The following is a 20,353-nucleotide window of genomic DNA, read 5'->3' as shown; positions in this document are numbered from 1 at the left end:
TGCTTACCGGCGTTTGCGGATTTTGCGGAACGGGAGTCCCAGCACGCCGAAGAAGGCTTCGCGGAAGATGCCGCCGCTCATTTTCGACGTTCCCTCGCGGCGTTCGACAAAGATGATCGACACCTCTTTGAGCTTCATGCCCAGCCGCCAGGCCGTGTATTTCATCTCTATCTGGAAGCCGTAACCCTTCATCCGGATGGCGTCGAGGTCGATGGTCTCCAGCGCCCGCCGCGAATAGCAGACGAATCCTGCCGTGGCGTCGCGCAGCGGCAGGCGCGTGACGATGCGCACGTACATCGAGGCGAAGTAGGACATCAGCAGACGCGACATCGGCCAGTTGACGACGTTGACGCCCTGCACGTAACGCGAACCCACCACCACGTCGTTGCCCTCGGCGGCCGCCTCATACAGCCGCACCAGGTCGTCGGGGTTGTGCGAAAAGTCGCAGTCCATCTCGCAGATGTAGTCGAAACCCTGCTCCAATCCCCAGCGGAATCCCGTGAGGTAGGCCGTTCCGAGCCCCTGTTTGCCCGAGCGTTCCAGCAGGTGAAGCGCCGCGGGGAACTCCTTCTGGCGCTCTTTGACGATTGCGGCGGTTCCGTCGGGCGATCCGTCGTCGATGACGAGCATTTCGAAGGGTTCGGGAAGCGAGAAGACCTTGTCGATCATCGCCGATATGTTCTCCTTTTCGTTGTAAGTCGGAATGATTACGAGTTTACGCATGGTGTGAATGTTTTTACAAAACAAAGATAACAAAAAAACGGACGGGTGCAAAGCCTGCCAAAAGCAGTGACGGGCAAAAGTACGCTTTTTTCACGGATCGCCCTAACGTTTCACATAAAAAGGTTATCTTTGCGGATATGGAACTTCGTGTGAAACAGGTACGGGAAATCACCGGTCCGCTGCTCGACGCGTTTGCGCGGCTGATGCCGCAGCTTTCGCCGCAGCTTGCCGCTCCCTCGGCCGCACGGCTGCGGGAGATCGCGGCGTCTCCCGGGACGGCGCTTTTCGCTGCGGAGGCAGGAGGCCGCGTCTGGGGGCTGCTGACCCTCGTATGGTACGACGTGCCGTCGGGCCGCAAGGCGTGGATCGAGGATGTAGTGGTCGACGCCGAAGCCCGCAGAATGGGGGCGGGGCGTGCGCTCGTGGCCGCCGCGCTGGAGCATGCCGGGGTCATCGGAGCGGGTAAGGTCTTGCTGACCTCCAACCCTGCGCGGGAGGCCGCGCGGGCGCTCTATCGTAAAATGGGATTTGAAGAGGCCGCAACGACGGTCTTTGCTATTAAAACAGATGCGAAATGAAAAAGTTCGTAAAGATCGCGGCCATCGTGGTGGCCGTCATGCTGGCGGTCGCCCTGATCGCGCCGTTTGCGCTGCGGGGCAAGATCGCCGACATCGTGAAGCGCGAAGCCAATGAAATGCTCGCAGCGAAGCTCGATTTCGAGAAACTCGATATCAGCCTCCTGCGCCATTTCCCGAACGCTTCGCTGGATTTGAAAGGGCTCACATTGGTGGGCGTGGACCGTTTCGAGGGCGACACGATCGTCGCCGCGCAGCGGATTTCGGTGGTCGTCAACCTGATGTCGCTGTTCGGCGACAGCGGGTTCGAGGTGACGAAGGTGATCCTCTCGTCGCCGGCCGTGCATGCGCACAAGCTGGCCGACGGGGCCGTCAACTGGGACGTGATGAAGCCTTCGGACGAGGCCGCGGAGGAGACGCCCGCCGAAGAGCCGGCCGAACCCTCGTCGTTCCGGATGTCGGTGCGCGATTTCCGGATTTCGGACGCCGCAATCCGCTACGAGGACGACTCGACGAACATGCGTTTTTCAACCGCGCCCCTTTCGCTGCGGCTCCGGGGTAACATGTCGGCCGACCGCACCGATCTCGACCTGCGGCTCACGGCGCAGGAGATGCGTTTCGTTTCGGGCGGCATTCCGCTGCTGAGCGGCGCCGAGGCGGAACTCGTCGCGGTGATCGACGCCGACCTGGCGAACAGCCGTTTCACCTTCTCGCGCAACACGCTGCGGCTGAACGCCATTTCGGTGGGGCTCGACGGCTGGGTCGAACTGGGTGACGATGCCGTGGCCATGGACCTCACGGCGGGCTGCGACAAGGTGCAGTTCAAAGACGTGCTGTCGCTCATTCCGGCGTTCTACACCCGGGAATTCAAAAACCTCACGGCGGGCGGCGAGCTCTCGATGGCCCTTTGGGCCAAGGGGGAGATGCGCGGTTCGGCGCTTCCGGCCTTTGAACTGAAGACCGAGGTCCGCGACGGCAGTTTCCAATACTCCTCGCTCCCGAAGGCCGTGACCGGCATCAACATCGCCGCCAAGGTGGCGAATCCCGGCGGCGTGATGGACAAGACGGTCATCGACCTGTCGAAATTCGGCCTTAAGATGGCCGGGAACTCCGTTTCGGCGACGTTCCATGCCACGAATCTCGTCAGCGATCCCGTATTCCGTGCTGCGGCTGCCGGGCGTGTCGACCTGGGAGCCGTGAAGGAGGTCTATCCGTTGGAGAAGGGCGTCGAACTGGGCGGCCAGATCGCTGCGGACCTGAAAGTGTCGGGCCGCATGTCCGATATCGAGAAAAACCGCTACGAAAAACTCGGCGCGCAGGGAACCTTCACCGTCGAGGAGCTGGGGCTGACGCTTCCGAACCTGCCGGCGGTGCACATCCGCCGCGCCGCGGCCACCATCACGCCCGCCGCGATGACCCTCGGCGAATTCGGGGTGACGGTCGGCAGAAGCGACCTCTCGGCCAACGGCCAGTTGACCAACTACATCGGCTACCTGCTGCGGGGCGACATGCTTTCGGGGCGTCTCTATGTGAAATCCGAACTGCTCGACCTGAACGAGATCATGGACGCCATGCCCGCTGCGGACGGGGCGGCTGCGGGCGAAGAGGCTCCCGCCGAGCCGATGCGGGCCGTCGAGGTTCCGCGCAACCTGAACCTTTCGCTCAACACCGACCTGCGCAAAGTGCTCTTCGGCAAAATGACCGTCAGCGACATCTCGGGCGAGATGAGCGTTGCCAACGGTGCGTTGTCGCTCAACAGACTGGGGCTGGGCGTCTTCGGCGGCAGGGCCACCGCGTCGGGCAGCTACTCGACGGCGGCCGATCCGGCGAAACCTGCGCTGAAACTCAATGCCAACATTGCGGGCGCCTCGTTCCAGCGGAGTTTCGAGGAGCTGGAGATGGTGCAGCAGCTCGTGCCGATCTTCGCCAAGACCGGCGGCGATTATTCGCTGGCGCTCGACATGCGCACGTCGCTCGACTCTCAGATGTCGCCCGACCTGCATACCCTCACCGCCACGGGCGAGATCAGGTCGGCCAATATCCATGTGCAGAACATCGAGGCGTTCGACGCGCTGGCCAAGGCGCTGAACAACGACGAACTGCGGAAGATCGAGGCCAAAGACGTTGCGATCCGTTTCGCCATCGAGGACGGCCGGATCACTACGCAGCCTTTCGACCTGAAACTGGGCAATGTCGGGATCAACCTTTCGGGCTCCACGGGCCTCGACCAGACTATCGACTACACGGCCAAGGTGGCCATTCCGGGCGGCAAGACCCTCCAGTCGATCGGCGTGGGCATCGGCGGCACGTTCTCTTCGCCCAAGATCACGCTCGGCGTGAAGGAGGCTGCCGAGGAGGCCGTGAAGAACATCGTCAATGAGCAGATCCAGAAACTCACCGGCAGCGAGTCGCTCTCGGAGGAGATTCAGAAGCAGGCCGAGAACCTCCGTGCGGAGGCCAAACGGGCCGGGGAGAAACTCGTCGAAGCGGCCCGGACCCAGAAGACGAAACTCGTCGAAGGCGCCGCCTCGAAGGGGGCTCTGGCCAAGATAGCCGCCGAGAAGGCCGGGGACAAACTGGTGCAGGAGGCTGAGAAGCAGGCTTCGAGCCTCGAAGCCGAGGCCGAGCGGCAGATCGAAAAACTCACGGCGAAAAAGGAGTAACCGGAATGCTCGTAATTTTTGCCGTCATCATCGGAGGCATTGCGACGGGGCGTCTGCTTATCGGCCGGCGCCTCGCCTTTGTACAGCGTCTTATCACCGTCATCATCTGGGCCTTGTTGTTCCTGCTGGGCGTCGAGGTGGGCGGCGACCCTGCGGTCGTGGGCTCGCTGGCGACGCTCGGAGCGGCGGCGCTGGCGATCTTCGCCTTCTCCGTCGCGGGAAGCATCTTCGCCGCGTGGCTGCTCTGGCGGCGTATCCGCGGACGCGCCGTGCCCGGGGACGACGGAGAGGCCGATGCGGAAGCCCCGGTCTCCACATGGACGGCCTTTTGCGGCAGTCTCGTGATCGTCGCCTTTTTCGTGGCGGGATGTGTCGTAGGACTTTTCGCACCGCTCGATCCGGCCGGATCGCGGATCAGCGCCTACGTGCTCTATGCGCTGATGTTCTGTGTAGGAATCACGTTGGGCAACGACCGCACATTGGCCGGACGGGTCCGGCGGCTCGATCCGCGGCTGGCGTTGCTGCCCCTCGCCACCGCTGTCGGAACGCTCGCCGGGGCCGCCCTCGCGGCTCCGCTGCTCGCGCAGTGGTCGCTGGCCGATTCGCTGGCCGTGGGTGCGGGGTTCGGCTACTATTCGCTTTCGAGCATCTTCATCGCCGATCTCCGGGGGGCCGAACTGGCAACGATCGCCCTGCTGTGCAACGTCATGCGCGAGCTGTTCACCCTGCTGGCCGCGCCGCTCGTGGCGCGCTGGTGCGGGCCGCTGGCCGCCGTGTCGATCGGCGGGGCGACGACCTTCGACACGACGCTCCCGATCATCACGCAGGCGGCGGGACGCCCCTATGCCGTGGTGTCGGTCTTCCACGGCTGCGTGCTCGATTTCAGCGTCCCGTTTCTGGTGACGCTCCTCTGCGCCCTCTGAAAAAATAAGCGTCCTGCGGGACGCTTATTTTTTTATGTAGGATTGCAGGGCTTCGACGTATTCGGCAAAGGCGTCGCGCCCGGCCGCGGTGATGCGGCACACCGTGCAGGGCATCTTTCCCCGAAAGGTCTTTTCGACCTCGATATAACCGGCTTTGGCGAGTTTGTCGAGCTGCACCGAGAGGTTTCCCGCCGTGGCCCCGGTCTGTTGCCGGATGAAGACGAAATCGGCGCTCTCGACTCCGATCAGGATCGAGACGACAGCCAGCCTCAGTTCGGAGTGCAGCAGGGGATTCAGTTCTTTGAACATCGCATTATCGTTGCGGGCGGTTCGACGTATGGTTGAGGATGTGGCCCGGGACGATCATCATAACCACGAATCCCGCGATGAAGAGCAACGGCTGCCACATGTTGCCGGCAAGCAGCGTGCACGGGGCGAGGATGATGGCCGCGATGCCTCCGACGATGGTGGGCGTGAAGCGGATGATGAGTCCCGTGACGGCGGTCCCCATGCCCATGATGAGCAGGATGATGAAGAGTATCGGCAGACGCATGGGCGTGAAGAGCGTCAGCAGGCTGACGAAGAGGGCTGTGGACCCCATGACGAACCAGACATTTCCGATCACGCGGTCAACGAACGTGCGGGCCTCGCCCTCGGTGGGTTTTCCGCGTGTGAGCCACATCAACAGCCATCCCAGCACGGGCAGCAGCAGCCACAGGTAGTTCCAGCGCGGGTTCCGGAACCCGACCACGGCGGCCCATACGATGATTGTCGTGACGACGGTGGCATAGCCCCACGCCAACAGCGGGCGTCCCGAGTTGCGGACGATGCGGCTGCGGGTGTTTTCGATCATGCGGCCGATGAGCTCCAGGCTTTCGGCGGCCTCCAGTTTACGGTCTTCCATAGGTGTGATTTTTTAACGGTTGCGGCAATCGTCCTCGTCGTCCTGGTCGAACAGGTAGCGGATGAGCGAAAGCAGGATGCTCAGTCCCCACCCGGCGATAACCCAGACCACCCACCAGTAGTGGGGCGAGGTGTACCAGTTGACGAAAGCTAAGAAGCCGCAGACCGCAAAACAGGTCGTGACGCGGCGGCTGAACCGGCGCGCGAAAAGGCGGCGTTTGTCGGTGTTGGCAGGGGTGATTTCCATTGTTTTCGGTTTTACGGCCGGGCCGGTTCTTAAATGTGTTACAAATATAAAGTAGTTTATAGTATAAACCAAATTTCGAGCCGGAAATTTTTCGGAAAAATCGGATACATATATTTATGAAGGAGTGGGGCGGATTGAATGCCGTATTTTGACCGGCGATTGTATTTTTTGATTGAGTTGGCTGCCGATGCCTCATTTTACCGATTAAGTGCGTTCCGATTCCGGCAAAAAAATGCTAAGTTTGCAGAAACCCGAACGAAAACCTGCTATGAAAAAAATGTTATTGCTCCTCTTCGGCCTTGCCACGGTGTGGAGCGTTGCGGCAAAGGTTACCCTTCCCGATGCCATCGGCAGCAACATGGTGCTGCAACAGAATACCGACGTGAGACTCTGGGGATGGGCCGACCCGCACGCGGCGGTGAAGGTCGAGGCCTCGTGGGGCGCAAAGGCGTCTGCAAAAAGCGACGGCGAGGGCCGCTGGGAGGTGACGCTGAAAACCCCCGCCGGCAGTTACGAACCGCAGCGGATCACCGTTGCGAGCGGCGACAAGCGGGTATTGGACAACGTGCTGATCGGCGAAGTGTGGTTTTGCAGCGGCCAGAGCAATATGGATATGCCCCTCGGCGGCTATTGGAACGGCCTGATCGAGGGCGGCAACGAGGTTATCGCCTGCGCTGACGCGCAACGTGACCGCATCCGTTTCCTGAAAGTGGCCTATTCGCAGGGCTATACGCCGCAGGATCGCGTTCCGGGCGCCTGGAATGAATTCACGACGGCCACCGCCGCGCGGTGCAGCGCCACGGCCTATTTCTTCGCCGAGATGCTTTCGCGGGCGTTGAATGTTCCGGTCGGGGTGATCGACAGCTCGTGGGGCGGCAGCCGCATCGAGTGCTGGACCCCGCGCGCGGCATTGGAAACCTATCCCGATATCGACCTGGACGAAAAGGCCGTCGCCGAACTGCCCGACTATATGCGTCCGATGGCGATGTACAACGCCATGGTGTACCCCCTGACCCGCTATGCCGTCCGCGGATTCCTCTGGTATCAGGGCGAGTCGAACATCGGCCGTCACACGGAGTATGCCGCGCGGATGGCCGACATGGTGGCCGGGTGGCGCGCGCAATGGGGGCTGGGCGAACTGCCTTTCTATTTCGTCGAGATCGCGCCTTTCGGCTATGGCAACGGGCTGTCGCCCTACCTGCGCGAGGCGCAGTGCCGGGCGCAGGCGTTGATTCCCGGCAGCGGCATGGTCTCGACCAACGATCTGGTCCTTCCCTGCGAGGAGGGCAACATCCACCCCCGCGACAAACGCAGCGTGGGCCGGCGGCTGGCTTTCTGGGCCCTGAACCGCACTTACGGCAGGAAGGACGTGGCGTGCGAGAACATGCAGTTCCGCACGATGGAGATACGGGACGGCAAGGTCTTTCTCTCGTTCGACAACACCTTCGGCGGGTTCGGCCGGGCATTCGACCTCCGTGGCTTCGAAATTTGCGGTCCCGATCGGGTGTTCCGTCCCGCGCAGGTGCATTTCGAGGGCAATGAGCGGCTGATCGTCTTCCTGCCCGACATTCCCGAGCCGGTGGCCGTGCGTTACGGCTTCCGTGATTTCCAGCCGGGCAACGTGGTCAACACCCGCGAACTTCCCCTCGTGCCGTTCCGCACCGACGATTTTTAACCTGAAACCATTAACTCTGATCTTATGAAACGAATCCTGCTGTTAGCCGCCGCGCTTGCCGCGGCATGGACCGCTGCCGCGAAGATCACCCTTCCGGAGATTATCGGCGACAATATGGTGTTGCAACAAAATGCCGAGGCCCGGCTTTGGGGCTGGGCCGAGCCGCATACGGCGGTGAAGGTCGCCGCCTCGTGGGGCGCGAAGGCCACCGCCCGGAGCGGTGCCGACGGTCGCTGGGAGGTGATGCTGAAAACCCCTGCGGGCGGTTATGACCCGCAGCGCATCACGATCGCCGGGGACGGCAGGCTCGAACTGAACGATATCCTGATCGGCGAAGTGTGGTTCGCCGGCGGGCAGAGCAATATGGAGATGGGCGTGGAGGGATTCCTCAACTGTCCCGTGGCCCGCTCCAACGAGGTCATCGCCCGGGCCGATGCCCGGCGCGGCAAAATCCGTTATGTGAAGATCCCTAAAACGGCCTCTTACACTCCTGAAGAGCGTGTCGCAGGCCGCTGGAACGAGTTTTCGACCGAGACGGCGCCGCTGTGCACGGCCGTCGGCTATTTCTTCGCTGAAATGCTCAACGACGTGCTCGGTGTTCCCGTGGGCGTCATCGACTGCTCGTGGGGCGGCAGCCGCGTCGAGAGCTGGACCTCGCGGGAGATTCTGGAGACCTATCCCGATATCGACATTTCGGAAAAGGGCATTGCGGCGACCGACGAGTGGCTGCGGCCGCTGGTGATGTACAACGGCATGCTGCGTCCCGTGGCGGGCTACACCGTTCGCGGATATCTCTGGTATCAGGGCGAATCCAACGTCGGGGCCCATACGGTCTATGCCGAACGGCTGGCCAACATGGTGAAGCTGTGGCGCGGCCTGTGGGGGCAGGGCGAACTGCCTTTCTATTTCGTCGAGATCGCTCCGTTCAACTACTGGGGCAGCGACCTTTCGGCTTTCCTGCGCGAGGCGCAGTGCCGGGCTCAGGACGTGATCCCGAACAGCGGCATGGTCTCGACGAACGATCTGGTCGAGCCCTACGAGTGGTGCAACATCCATCCGGCGAACAAGCACGACATCGGCTACCGGCTGGCCTGCATGGCCCTGAACCGGACCTACGGAAAGAAGGCGGTCCATTGCGACAGTCCCCGTTTCCGTTCCGCGGAGTTTGCCGACGGCAAGGCGGTCGTTTCGCTGGACAACGCCGAATACGGGTTCAACCGTCTGGTGGGCATCGAGGGCTTCGAGCTCTGCGGCTCCGACGGGGTGTTCCATCCGGCCGACGTCTCGGTCGACGGGCAGATGCGGCTGGTCATTTCGTCGAAGGAGGTTCCGGAACCCTCGGCCGTGCGCTACTGCTTCCGCAACTTCCGGATCGGCAACCTCGCCAACAGCTGGGGACTGCCCGTCATTCCGTTCCGCACGGACGACTTCCAGCCCCGGCCCTGAGGCCCGGCATACTGAAAAGTTCGAAGGGACCCTGAGCAGGGTCCCTTCGTGCGTTTGTCAGCGTTTGGCCGATTCGGCGGTCAGCACCAGGTCCATCCATTCGGGATGGCGCCGGATGTAGGTCACGACGAACGGGCACTGCGGCACGACCAGCAGCCCTTTGCTGCGGATGTCCTCCAGGGCAGCCAGCACCAATTCTTTGCCGATGCCCTGACCCTCGTACTTGGGCGGGACCTCGGTGTGGGTCAGGACGACGAGCCCTTTGCCCGGCACGTACTCGAGCAGCGCCATGTCGCCCTCCCCGAGATCGAGTTCGTAGCGTTTCTCGGCGGTGTTGTGGATCACGGTGTGTTTCTTTTCCATAACGTTGGTGTTTTTGGTTGAACGTATTGCGATTTATCGTACTTTTGTCTCCGGTTATGAACTCCGTCGCAGACATACTTCTCGACTGGTACGCCCGGGAAGGGCGTGACCTGCCGTGGCGCCGCACGCGCGATCCCTACCGCATCTGGCTCTCGGAGGTGATCCTCCAGCAGACCCGCGTGGCGCAGGGAATGGAGTATTACCTCCGCTTTACGGAGCGGTTTCCCGACGTTGCGTCGCTCGCCGCCGCCCCCGTGGACGAGGTGCTGAAGCTCTGGCAGGGGCTCGGCTATTACAGCCGTGCCCGCAACCTTCATGCCGCGGCCCGGCAGGTCGTCGAATGCTTCGGCGGACGGTTTCCCGTCGCATTGGACGAGGTTCGCTCGCTGCGCGGCGTGGGCGACTATACCGCTGCGGCCATCTGTTCGGCGGCTTACGACACCCCGTGCGCCGTGGTCGACGGCAATGTCTACCGGGTGCTCGCGCGGCTCTTCGACCTCGATGCGCCGATCGACTCCACGGCCGGAAAGCGGTCCTTCGCCGAACTGGCGCAGTCGCAGCTCGATACCGCGCATCCGGGACGCTACAACCAGGCGATCATGGACTTCGGGGCGCTTCAGTGCACCCCTTCGTCGCCCCGCTGCGAGGCGTGCCCGCTGGCCGGACGGTGCCTGGCCCTCGCCGCCGGAACCGTCGCCGCGCGTCCCGTGAAGCAGTCGAAGACCAAGGTTCGTGACCGCTGGTTCAACTACCTGCACATCTCGTCGGGTGACCGGACCCTGCTTCGCCGCCGCGAGGGCCGCGACATCTGGCAGGGGCTTTATGAGTTCCCGCTCATCGAGACCGAAGGTCCCGTCGAACTGCCGGAACTCCTGCGGCTGCCGCAGTTCGCCGAACTGCTGGGCGACGCCCCGTGGCATCTCGTGCGCAGCATCCCGCTGCCGAAGCACCAGCTCTCCCACCAGACGCTCCATGCGGTCGTCCACCGCATCGAAACTCCTTCGCTGACGCCTGCCGCCGCTGCGACGGCCGTTCCGACCTCCGCGCTGGGCGACTATGCCGTGCCGCGGCTGATCGACCGTTACCTGATCAAATACCAGATATAGGCGATGTAAATTGCCACGAACAACGTTCCCTCCCAGCGGTCGACGGCCTTGCGTTTGAAGGTGAAGGCCGCGAGGAACACCACGACCGAACTCAGCAGGACCATCAGCAGGTCCCGGACCGTGATGCCGCCCATCGAGAGCGGATTTATCGTGGCGCTCACACCCAGGATCAGCAGGATGTTGGCGATGTTCGATCCGATGACGTTACCCAGCGCCATGTCGGCTTTGCCTTTGAACAGCGACACGAGCGACGAGGCCAGTTCGGGCAGCGACGTGCCGCCCGCCACGAGCGTGATGGCGATCACCGATTCGCTGATTCCCAGACTGCGGGCTATCGACGTGGCGCTGCGGAGGAACATCTCGCCGCCGAAGACCAGCCCGGCGAGTCCCCCGACGATCATCACGGACATCAGCCATCCGGGCATCGGTGCTTTGGAACTTTCCGTCGGAGCTGCCGCTTCGGGGCGCTTCGTCTTCCGGATCGTGTACCACATCAATGCGACGTAAAGCCCGATCATCACCGCGCCGTCGATGCGCCCGATGCGGTCCGCCGCCGTTTTGCAGAAGAGCGAATCCTGGGCCAGCGCCAGCAGCAGCAACGACACGAGCACCCCGAACGGGATGTCGCGGCGGATGTTCCCCGCCGTGAGCGGTACGGGACGTATCAGGGCGCAGACGCCCAGGATGACGAAGACGTTGAAGATGTTCGATCCCACGACGTTGCCGATCGCCACGTCGCTCTGGCCTCCGATGGCCGAGAGCACCGACACGACCAGTTCGGGCGTCGAGGTGCCGACGGCCACCACCGTCAGTCCGATGATGAACTCCGGCACCCGGAAGCGCTGTGCCAGCGCCGCGGAGCCGTCCGTGAGAAAATTCGCGCCGGCGAGGATCAGCCCCAGCCCGACGATCAATAGCAGGATATCCATAGTTTTAAGCGAGCATGATAAGACTTACGGCCATCAGGGCCATGCCGGCCACCACGCCGTAGATGGAGATATGCGCCTCGCCGTATTCGCGGGCCGCGGGAAGCAGTTCGTCGATCGAGATGAAGACCATGATGCCCGCCACGCCCGCGAGGATGCACCCCATCAGCGTCGGGGACATAAAGGGCATCAGCACCAGATAGGCCAGCACGGCGCCCACCGGCTCGGCGAGTCCCGACAGCAGCGACAGCCGGAAGGCCTTCCTGCGGTCGCCCGTGGCGTAGTAGATCGGGATCGACACGGCGATTCCCTCGGGGATGTTGTGAATGGCGATGGCCACGGCGATCGCCACGCCGAGGGCCATGTTGTCCACGGCCGAGGTGAAGGTGGCGATGCCTTCGGGGAAGTTGTGGATGCCGATGGCCAGCGCCGTCATCACGCCCATGCGCATCAGTTTGGGGTTGCGGGGCTGGTGGTCCATCTCCTCGACGCTGTGGGCCTCGTGGGGGTTTTCGAACGAGGGCACCAGCCGGTCGATGATGCCGATCAGCAGGATGCCCGCGAAGAAACTCGCCACGGTGACGACCGTGCCGAGACGGGGACCCCATTCCGCCGTGAGGGAAATGTTGGCCTGCTGGAACAGCTCGACGAACGAGACGTAGATCATCACGCCGCCCGACAGGCCCAGCGAGAACGACAGCAGCCGTTTGTTGGTGCGTTTGGCGAAAAAGGCGATGGCGCTGCCGATGCCCGTCGCAAGACCCGCGCCGAGCGTCAGCAGCAGGGGGATCAGGATATTGGGTTCTTCCATACGAATCGTTTTATGTTTGTCTTCGGCAAAGACAGTGCAAGCCGAGAGCAGAGGCGAATTTATTCGACTATGCCGAGGCGCAGCCTGTCTGAGCGGAGGTTCATCCTCCGCAAAGATAGTGCATAAAACGAAATACCGAACCCGCAAGGATTCGGTATTTTCTGATCGGGCTATTGTTATGACTTATAGACCTTTTATGCGTAGTTATTCGTGGGCTTCGCGGAGCAGCCGGCCCAGAATCTCGATGCTGTCGGCCGTGATGTGGGGCTGCGGGTCGGCCTTGTCCGCCACGTCGAGCGTCGTCTCGCCCGAGAGAACCAGCACGCCCATCGCTCCGGCGTTGTGGGCCATCTGTACGTCGGTGTAGATGCGGTCGCCGACCATGGCGATCTCCGACGGCTGCAATCCGTGGCGGGCGAGGATGCCCGAGAGCATGTTGGGATCGGGTTTCCCGAGCGTGATGTCCGGACGGCGTCCGGTAGCGTGTTCGAGACAGGCGCAGATCGAGCCGCAGTCCACGAGCACCGTCGGCAGGTCGGTGGGGCACACCCGGTCGGGGTTGGTGGCGATATAGGGCACGCCCTGTTTGACCCACCATGCCGCGCGGCACAGCCGGTCGTATTGCAGCGTCATGTCGAACGCCGCCACGATGACGTCCGGCACGTCGTCCGCCGAATCGGCGCAGGACTCGAAACCTGCGGCCTCGAATTCCGAGATCATCGAGGGCGTTCCCAGCAGGAAGAGCCTCCGGGCGGCGGGGTAGTGGGATTTGATGTAGTCGATCGTGGCCAGCGCCGTCGTGTACATCTCGTCGCGCGTGGCCTCGATGCCCAGCGACGCGAGCTTGTGGAGGTAGTCGTCGATACACTTCGACGGGTTGTTCGTCAGGAACGAGTAGCCGATGCCCTGTTCGCGCAGCCCGCGCAGGAAAGCCTGCGTGTAGGGGAAGAGCGACATGCCCATATAAATCGTGCCGTCCATGTCGAGCGCCACGTGGCGGATGCGGCGCAGGCGCTCCATCAATTCGCCGTGCTCCCAGACGGAGCGGTATTCGTGAAAGTTTTCCATCGTATAGTTTTATTTTTTGTCGATGCGTTGCTGTTTGACGAGTTTGCCGGCGGTGTCGAAAACCTTCAGGTCGATGCCCGAGGCGTCGGCCGATACCGCGAGGCGGTCGACGTTCGAATTGACCAGGATCGGGAAATCGACCCCGCGGCTGCCGTCGTCGATCCACTGGTAACGGTGGTAGTGGCCGCAGAGCATCACGTCGATGCCCTTTCCGACCAGCTCCGGGACGAACAGCCGGCGGATCTGCTGCTCGCCGTACCAGCTCGACGCGCCTCCGGGGATCATGTGGATCAGGATGATGCGCACGGGCGCCGTGCGGAACTCCTCGCTTTCGACGACCTTTTTCAGCCATGCGGCCTCCCGCTGGCGGTAGGCGTCCCAGTCGCCCAGTCCGTAGTAGCGGATATCGCTGTCGGGCTTGTCTTCGCAGCCGTCGAGCACGAGGAAGAAGGCCGGGCCCCGGCGGAATGTATAATAGGTCTCCCCGGTCGGTGTGGGAAAGAAATCGGACCAGCATCCGGAGCAGACGCCGCGGTTTTCGTGGTTGCCGCGCACGGCGACCAGCGGAATGCCCGCAGGCGTGAGAATCTCCGATGCCGATGCGAGACAGGCGTCCCAGAGCGTCTGTCGGGTCTCGATCTGGGTGGCCAGGTCGCCGTTCAGGCAGACGAAATCGGGTTTCTCCTCCGGAGCGGTGCGGATCAGCCGGCGGAAGATCGAGTCGCGCGAGTGGATGTCGTTGACGACCCAGAAATCGACCCGCTCCTGTGCGGGGTCGGGGGTCGTTACGGTGTAGGGTTTGTGTTTGAGAATGTCGTTGCCGTAGCCCTCGTCGAGGATGACGCGCTTGTTGCCTTCGTTGAGGACGACGCCCCGCTGCATGATGCGGTAACGGTAGGTCGTGCCGGGTTGCAGACCGCTGATGCGCACGCTGTGCATGCGTCCGATGCGCTGGCGCCCGAGGTGCGAATCGTAGAATTTCGGGCGTTCCGCGGCATAGAAATGCGAACCGTCGTCCGGGGCCAGCTCCACCCATCCGGCGGCGTCCGCCGTCGAGCTCCAGATGACGGTGAAACCCTCTTCCGTCACGTTTTGCAGGTAGGGGCCGTGTTCGATGCGGATGCGGGGCTGTGCGAGTGCCGCGGCTGTCGTCAGGAGGGCGGCCCACAGCAGGATCATTCGTTTCATAGCGAAAGTAGTTTCGTTCGGTGCCCAAAGTTATGTTTTTATTTTCTTTTTTCCAATTATTGACTCGGAAAAACCGAAATGGAAACAAAATGGACACCGAAAAGAAATATTTTTTCTTGCGTTTTGTTGTTGAAAGGAAAATAATTCTTATATTTGCCTTTGCTTTAAGAGCACTCCGGTATTTCCGGCGATGTTTCGTTTACACAATTGCTATTATGAATAAAGTAGAGAGCGCCCTTCAGCGCACGACCGACACCAAAGCGCTGGTGATCGGTGTCGATACCCTTCCGCAGACTGCGGAGATGTTCAAAAGCCTGTTTCCCGCCGGCCGCGCCCTCGTGGTTGCGGACCTCAATACGTGGCGGGTGGCCGGGAAGGAGGTGCACCGCATCCTCGCCGAAGCGGGCATCGCGCAGGACGAGCCGCGCATCTTCACCGATCCGAAACTCTATGCCGAATGGACGTTCGTCGAAGAGTTGGACGGCGTGCTGGCCGCGACCGACGCCGTGCCCGTCGCCGTAGGTTCGGGCGTTATCAACGACCTGACGAAACTTTGTTCGCACCACAACGGCCGCCGTTACATGGTGGTCGGCACGGCTGCCTCGATGGACGGCTATACCGCCTACGGAGCCTCGGTCACCAAGGACGGCAACAAGCAGACCTTCGATTGTCCTGCACCGCTGGGCATGGTGCTCGATCCGTCTATCTCCGCTGCGGCGCCTGCCAAAATGTCCGCTTCGGGCTATGCCGACCTGATCGCCAAGATTCCCGCCGGGGCCGACTGGATGCTGGCCGACGCCGTGGGGGCAGACAAGATGGACGACTTTGCCTTCGGATTGGTGCAGGAGGGGCTGAAAGAGGCCCTCTGCGACCCTGCCGGGGTGCATGCCGGCAATGTGGCGAAGGTCGAGCAACTGGCCGAAGGGCTGCTGCTGAGCGGCTTTGCCATGCAGGCCACGCTGTCGAGCCGCCCGGCTTCGGGCGCCGAACACCAGTTCAGCCACCTGTGGGACATGGAACACCTGCGGTTCAACGGCGCTTCGGTGTCGCACGGCTTCAAAGTCGGTATTGGTACGCTCGCCTCGACGGCTTTCCTCGAGATGCTGCTCGACGCTCCCGTGGAGCAGTTGGATGTCGAAAAATGCGTCGCTGCATGGAAATCGTGGGAGGAGACCGAGCGGGATATCCGCGCTGTTTTCGACAACGATCCCGAATTCGTGGCCCGCGGCCTGAAAGAGACCCGCGATAAGTATGTCGATAAAGAGGGGCTGCGCGAGCAGCTTACGCGGCTGAAGCGGGCGTGGCCCGAGCTGCGCGGCCGTATCCGCAGCCAGATCATCCCCTTCGGCGAGGTTCACCGCCGGCTGGAGCTGGTCGGAGCTCCCTGCGAACCGGAGCAGATCGGCATTTCGCGCGCCCGCTTCCGCGCTTCGTTCGAGAAGATTCCCTACATGCGCAGCCGCTATACGGTTGTCGACGTGGCTTTCCGCTGCGGCTGGATGGAGGAGTGGCTCGACCGGCTGTTCGGCAAGGGCGGCGTCTGGCAGGTCGAAGACCGCGGGCAGGTCAGCATCGGACGGGGCGTTCCGGCCGCTTCGGGAATGTAGCGGAGGGCGATTTTCGGAAATGAAGCGGAATTTTCACGGAAAACGTGCATAATATCGCTCCGAAAGTTGTATATTTGAAATCTGAAACTGCTAACTTTCATTTCGAAATGATGTCTGAACAATCCAAGCGCTTTAAGTACTGGCAGATGCGTACGATCATCGCCACGATGGTCGGTTACGCGCTCTTCTACTTCGTGCGCAAGAACTTCTCGCTGGCCATGCCCGGCCTCGAGGCCGACCTCGGTATTTCGAAGACGAGCCTCGGTATCTTCCTCACCCTGAACGGTCTGATCTACGGCTTTTCGCGCTTTGCCAACGGTATCCTGGCCGATCGGATGAACGCCCGCTGGTACATGGCCGTCGGCCTTGCGCTGTGTGCGCTGGCCAACTTTGCGTTCGGCTTCGGCGAGGACATCTCCTACTGGATCACAGGCCAGCACGACGGCAGCCAGTTCACCAATACGCTGATCCTCTTCATGGGCGTCATGTGGGTCGTCAACGGCCTGTTGCAGGGAACGGGATTTCCGCCCTGCGCGCGTCTGCTGACCCATTGGATTCCGCCCACGGAGCTGGCGACCAAAATGTCGGTCTGGAATACCTCGCACTCGATCGGTGCGGGCCTCGTGGTGATCCTCTGCGGCTATGTCATGGGCACGCTGGGGACCAACATGACGGCCGATCCCGATGCCGTGGCGACCATCGCCGCCAACCTGGGCGTCGCACCCGACGATGCCGAGGGTATGGAACGGGTGATGGTGGCCGCCGCACACGTCGGGGCGTGGAAATGGTGCTTCTGGATACCTTCGGCCATCGCTTTTGCGGGGGCCATCGGACTGGTCGTCTTCCTGCGCGACACGCCGACCTCGGTGGGGCTTCCCGAGCTGGAAGGCACCGAGACCGCCAAGGTGAAAGCCGAGAAGAAGGGCGCTGAGCACAAGGCGTTCCTGATGAAATACGTCTTTAAGAATCCGCTGATCTGGATTCTGGGTTTTGCCAATTTCTTCGTCTACATCGTCCGCTTCTCGGTGCTGGACTGGGGACCTTCACTGCTGAGTCAGTCGAAGGGCGTCTCGATGTCGCACGCCGGATGGCTCGTTGCGATGTTCGAGATCGCCGGAATCCTCGGCATGCTCTTCTCCGGATGGGCGACCGACAAATGGCTCAAAGGCCGTGCGCACCGCACCTGCGTCTTCTGCATGGCGGGTGCCGCGCTGTTCGTCTTCCTCTTCTGGCAGCTTCCCTCTGACGCCCCGATCTGGCTGCTGTTCGCCACGCTGTGTGCCGCAGGTTTCTGCATCTACGGCCCGCAGGCGCTCATCGGCATCGCTGCGGCGAATCAGGCTACGAAGAAGGCTGCCGCCACGGCCAACGGCCTCACGGGGCTGTTCGGCTATGCTTCGACGCTCGTTTCGGGCGTGGGCTTGGGTTACGTCGCTCAGCACTACGGCTGGAGTTGGGCCTATGTGGGCATCCTCGGCATGGCCGTCGTGGGCATGCTGGTCTTCCTGCTGATGTGGGGCGCCAAGGCCGACGGCTACGAGGCTGAGGCTGAATGACGGAAAACGTTCTGTTTTAGATGATACGGACTGCGGTCCGGAAGGGTCCGGCCCGTGAGGGGTGCGGACCCTTTTTTTGCGATATATGAAAACTTTTCTTATCTTTGGTGTCGTTACGACACTTTTATCAGGCGGAATGTTTTGCCGAACCGTATGCAATTCGGGTTTGCACCCGTCCGGCTTTTTTGTACCTTTATTATGATAACACTTTAAATATCCGACCGATATGCTGAGCATCGCCGAACGGCACAAATACATCCTCGACAATCTGAACAAGTACGGGTTCGTCCGGATCACGGACGTGGCCAATGAGCTGGGCGTTACGAAGGTGACGATCCGCAAGGATATCAAAATACTCGAGAGCAAGGGTTTATTATATAAGGTGCACGGCAGTGCGCGTCCGGCCAATCCCCATGTCGCGGACCTCGATGTGCATGTGAAGGACAACATCAACCGCGACGCCAAGCGGCGCATTGCACAGCGGGCGGTGGAGATGCTCGGCGATGCCGATTCGATCATCGTGGCCTCGGGCTCCACGGTCTACGCCTTTGCCGAGGAGATCAAAATGCGCGCGTGGCACCACCTGAACATCGTTACGCCGTTCCTGCGGCTGGGCGTGCTGCTCAACGAGGCGGAGAATGTCGCCGTCGTGCAGCTGGGCGGCACGGTGCACAAGAAGTCGCTTTCGGTGCTGGGTGAGGAGGCCGCCCGCGAGCTGGACGACTGCATCTGCTCGAAGGTTTTCTTCGGGGTGGACGGCATCGACCTCGAACACGGCATCACGACCTCGACGATCGACGAGGCGAAACTCACGCGGCGGATGATGCGCGCGGCATCACAGGTGGTCGTGCTGGCCGACTCGTCGAAATTCGGGCAGCGGGGCTTCGGCCGCATCTGTGCTCTGGAGGATATCGACGTGATTGTCACCGACGAACGTATTCCCGAGCAGATGGTCTCGATCATCGAGGAGGCGGGCGTCGACCTGATTATCGTGAAGTAGCCGGGACGGAGGCGCGGTTGTGGAGGAATTGTTGAAAAATTTTTTCGGAAAAGTTTTGCAGGGGCGGTGAAAAAGCCCTATCTTTGCAGACAATTACAGCGACACCTGAGTCCTATGAATTGTAAACCCAACATAGCATCGGCGCAAGTATTCTGGCAGCAGGATTATTGGTCGGGTTTCCAGTCTCCGACGGATTTAGGTATTATTGTTTTATTAGGGTAACTGTTTCGGTTGCCCTATTTTTTTGTGTTCGTACAAGATGAAAACTTATTATATCAACGCGACGATCTACCGCGGGGGCCGGCTCGAAACGGGCCGTCTCGCCGTGGAGGGCGGCCGTGTGGTGACGGCCGGGGAGCCTCGGCCGGGCGACCGGGTCGTGGACCTCGGGGGGCTGTGCCTCGTGCCGGGACTGGTCGACGTGCATGTCCACCTGCGCGAGCCGGGTTTCCCGCAGAAGGAGACCATCGCCACGGGTACGGCGGCGGCGGCCCGCGGAGGGTACACCACGGTCTGTTCGATGCCCAACCTCTGTCCCGCGCCCGATACGCCGGCGACGCTCGGCGAACAGCTGGCGATCATCCGCCGCGATGCCGCGGTGCGCGTGAAGCCTTACGGCACGATCACGCTGGGACAGCGCGGCTGCGGCGAGCTGGTCGACTTTGCGGCTCTGGCTCCGGAGGTGGTCGGATTTTCCGACGACGGCCGCGGCGTGCAGTCGGACGAACTGATGGAGGAGGCGATGCGCCGGGCCGCGGCGGTCGGCAAGCCCATCGTGGCTCACTGTGAGGTCGACGACCTGCTGCGCGGGGGTTATATTCACGACGGAGTCTACTGCCGCGAACACGGGCATAAAGGCATCTGTTCGGAGAGCGAGTGGCGGCAGGTGGAGCGCGATATCGCGCTCGCGGAGAAGACCGGCTGCCAGTATCACGTCTGCCATGTCTCCACGAAAGAGAGCGTCGAGCTGGTGCGGCAGGCGAAGGCGAAAGGATTGCGGGTGAGCTGCGAAACGGCGCCGCATTACCTGCTGCTGTGCGACGAGGATTTGCAGGAGGAGGGGCGCTTCAAAATGAATCCGCCGCTCCGGAGCCGCGCCGACCGCGAGGCGCTTGTCGCGGGCATTGTGGACGGCACGATCGAGGTCGTGGCCACGGACCACGCGCCCCACACCGCCGAAGAGAAGTCGCGCGGACTGGCCGGGAGCGCCATGGGCATCGTGGGGCTGGAAACGGCCTTCCCGCTGCTGTACAAATACCTGGTGCTGCCGGGCGTGATTACGCTGGAGAAGCTCCTCGCGCTGATGTCGGACAATCCCCGGCGTCTTTTCGCGCTCGACGGGGGTGTGGAAGTGGGCGACCGGGCCGATTTCACGGTGCTGGACCTCGGGGCGCAGTACCGGGTCGATCCCGAAACATTCCTTTCGAAAGGCCGCGCCACGCCTTTCGCCGGATGGGACGTGCAGGGCCGCGCCGTGCTGACGGTGGTGGACGGCAGGGAGGTTTACGATGAGATGAAAGTTGAAAACTAAAAGTTTTCCCGTCATTCCGAGCGAACGAAGGTGAGCGCGGGA

General features: G+C 62.0%; 19 protein-coding genes. 10 read left to right on the top strand and 9 right to left on the bottom strand.

Going from position 1 to position 20,353, the window contains the following annotated elements:
* Nucleotides 1-3: 3 nt before the first annotated feature.
* Entirely contained in the window at nt 4-723 is a 720-nt protein-coding gene (locus BLU78_RS04250) for a polyprenol monophosphomannose synthase (protein WP_010262950.1), read from the bottom strand.
* A 137-nt stretch (nt 724-860) separates the two neighbouring features.
* Between BLU78_RS04250 and BLU78_RS04245 the strand changes: the two genes are divergently transcribed.
* From BLU78_RS04245 to BLU78_RS13970, 3 genes are read left to right on the top strand one after another with little or no spacing between them, the layout of a single operon-like run.
* Nucleotides 861-1,301, top strand: coding sequence for a GNAT family N-acetyltransferase (locus BLU78_RS04245; RefSeq protein ID WP_010262952.1), 441 nt, complete (start codon nt 861-863; stop codon nt 1,299-1,301).
* On the top strand, nt 1,298-3,961 hold the full coding sequence (locus BLU78_RS04240) for an AsmA family protein (RefSeq protein ID WP_010262954.1): 2,664 nt from the start codon (nt 1,298-1,300) through the stop codon (nt 3,959-3,961). Before BLU78_RS04245 ends, BLU78_RS04240 begins: the two co-directional genes overlap by 4 nt.
* A 5-nt stretch (nt 3,962-3,966) precedes the next feature.
* The gene (locus tag BLU78_RS13970; RefSeq protein WP_010262956.1) at nt 3,967-4,884 is read left to right on the top strand and encodes a LysO family transporter; all 918 of its coding nucleotides are present in this window, start codon (nt 3,967-3,969) and stop codon (nt 4,882-4,884) included.
* Nucleotides 4,885-4,908: 24 nt separating this feature from the next.
* Here the strand turns inward: BLU78_RS13970 and BLU78_RS04230 are convergent, their stop codons facing one another.
* Genes BLU78_RS04230 through BLU78_RS04220 form a run of 3 tightly spaced genes read right to left on the bottom strand, consistent with a single transcriptional unit; the run spans nt 4,909 to nt 6,034 of the window.
* On the bottom strand, nt 4,909-5,193 hold the full coding sequence (locus tag BLU78_RS04230; protein WP_010262959.1) for a winged helix-turn-helix domain-containing protein: 285 nt from the start codon (nt 5,191-5,193) through the stop codon (nt 4,909-4,911).
* A 4-nt stretch (nt 5,194-5,197) separates the two neighbouring features.
* A complete protein-coding gene (locus tag BLU78_RS04225; protein WP_010262961.1) occupies nt 5,198-5,788 on the bottom strand; it encodes a hypothetical protein in 591 nt (196 codons plus the stop codon).
* 12 nt (nt 5,789-5,800) lie between these two features.
* Complete coding sequence (locus BLU78_RS04220; RefSeq protein WP_010262963.1) at nt 5,801-6,034, bottom strand: 2TM domain-containing protein; 234 nt, start codon at nt 6,032-6,034, stop codon at nt 5,801-5,803.
* 268 nt (nt 6,035-6,302) lie between these two features.
* On the opposite strand from BLU78_RS04220, the gene BLU78_RS04215 reads away from it, so the two are divergent.
* Together BLU78_RS04215 and BLU78_RS04210 are read left to right on the top strand one after the other, a co-directional pair.
* Nucleotides 6,303-7,709, top strand: coding sequence for a sialate O-acetylesterase (locus tag BLU78_RS04215; protein ID WP_010262965.1), 1,407 nt, complete (start codon nt 6,303-6,305; stop codon nt 7,707-7,709).
* A 24-nt stretch (nt 7,710-7,733) separates the two neighbouring features.
* The gene (locus tag BLU78_RS04210) at nt 7,734-9,155 is read left to right on the top strand and encodes a sialate O-acetylesterase (RefSeq protein WP_010262968.1); all 1,422 of its coding nucleotides are present in this window, start codon (nt 7,734-7,736) and stop codon (nt 9,153-9,155) included.
* 57 nt (nt 9,156-9,212) lie between these two features.
* On the opposite strand, the gene BLU78_RS04205 is transcribed toward BLU78_RS04210, so the two are convergent.
* Entirely contained in the window at nt 9,213-9,518 is a 306-nt protein-coding gene (locus BLU78_RS04205; protein WP_010262971.1) for a GNAT family N-acetyltransferase, read from the bottom strand.
* A gap of 56 nt (nt 9,519-9,574) precedes the next feature.
* Here BLU78_RS04205 and mutY point away from each other — a divergent pair, with 56 nt between their 5' ends.
* Nucleotides 9,575-10,624 (top strand): A/G-specific adenine glycosylase, encoded by a 1,050-nt coding sequence (gene mutY, locus BLU78_RS04200; RefSeq protein ID WP_010262974.1) that lies wholly within the window; start codon nt 9,575-9,577, stop codon nt 10,622-10,624.
* Here the strand turns inward: mutY and BLU78_RS04195 are convergent.
* From BLU78_RS04195 to BLU78_RS04180, 4 genes are all read right to left on the bottom strand, one after another.
* On the bottom strand, nt 10,600-11,553 hold the full coding sequence (locus BLU78_RS04195) for a calcium/sodium antiporter (RefSeq protein ID WP_020693452.1): 954 nt from the start codon (nt 11,551-11,553) through the stop codon (nt 10,600-10,602). The genes mutY and BLU78_RS04195 overlap by 25 nt on opposite strands.
* A 4-nt stretch (nt 11,554-11,557) precedes the next feature.
* On the bottom strand, nt 11,558-12,361 hold the full coding sequence (zupT, locus tag BLU78_RS04190) for a zinc transporter ZupT (protein ID WP_010262982.1): 804 nt from the start codon (nt 12,359-12,361) through the stop codon (nt 11,558-11,560).
* 204 nt (nt 12,362-12,565) lie between these two features.
* Entirely contained in the window at nt 12,566-13,429 is an 864-nt protein-coding gene (locus tag BLU78_RS04185) for an HAD-IIA family hydrolase (RefSeq protein WP_010262985.1), read from the bottom strand.
* A 9-nt stretch (nt 13,430-13,438) separates the two neighbouring features.
* On the bottom strand, nt 13,439-14,608 hold the full coding sequence (locus tag BLU78_RS04180) for a purple acid phosphatase family protein (RefSeq protein ID WP_010262988.1): 1,170 nt from the start codon (nt 14,606-14,608) through the stop codon (nt 13,439-13,441).
* A 224-nt stretch (nt 14,609-14,832) separates the two neighbouring features.
* On the opposite strand from BLU78_RS04180, the gene BLU78_RS04175 reads away from it, so the two are divergent.
* The 4 genes from BLU78_RS04175 to BLU78_RS04160 all read left to right on the top strand — a co-directional run bounded on the left by BLU78_RS04175 (nt 14,833) and on the right by BLU78_RS04160 (nt 20,311).
* Nucleotides 14,833-16,224, top strand: a complete 1,392-nt coding sequence (locus BLU78_RS04175; protein ID WP_010262990.1) for a sn-glycerol-1-phosphate dehydrogenase — start codon at nt 14,833-14,835, stop codon at nt 16,222-16,224.
* 107 nt (nt 16,225-16,331) lie between these two features.
* Nucleotides 16,332-17,780 carry an MFS transporter gene (locus tag BLU78_RS04170; protein WP_010262992.1) on the top strand — a complete coding sequence of 483 codons (1,449 nt, stop codon included), beginning with the start codon at nt 16,332-16,334 and terminating at the stop codon, nt 17,778-17,780.
* A 226-nt stretch (nt 17,781-18,006) separates the two neighbouring features.
* Nucleotides 18,007-18,780: a DeoR/GlpR family DNA-binding transcription regulator gene (locus BLU78_RS04165; RefSeq protein ID WP_010262995.1), complete on the top strand. Its 774-nt coding sequence runs from the start codon at nt 18,007-18,009 to the stop codon at nt 18,778-18,780.
* A 259-nt stretch (nt 18,781-19,039) separates the two neighbouring features.
* The gene (locus tag BLU78_RS04160) at nt 19,040-20,311 is read left to right on the top strand and encodes a dihydroorotase (protein ID WP_044106492.1); all 1,272 of its coding nucleotides are present in this window, start codon (nt 19,040-19,042) and stop codon (nt 20,309-20,311) included.
* Nucleotides 20,312-20,353 lie beyond the last annotated feature (42 nt).

The sequence above is a fragment of the Alistipes timonensis JC136 genome, from assembly GCF_900107675.1.
Lineage (GTDB): Bacteria > Bacteroidota > Bacteroidia > Bacteroidales > Rikenellaceae > Alistipes > Alistipes timonensis.
This window is presented reverse-complemented; position numbering and strand designations above follow the sequence as displayed.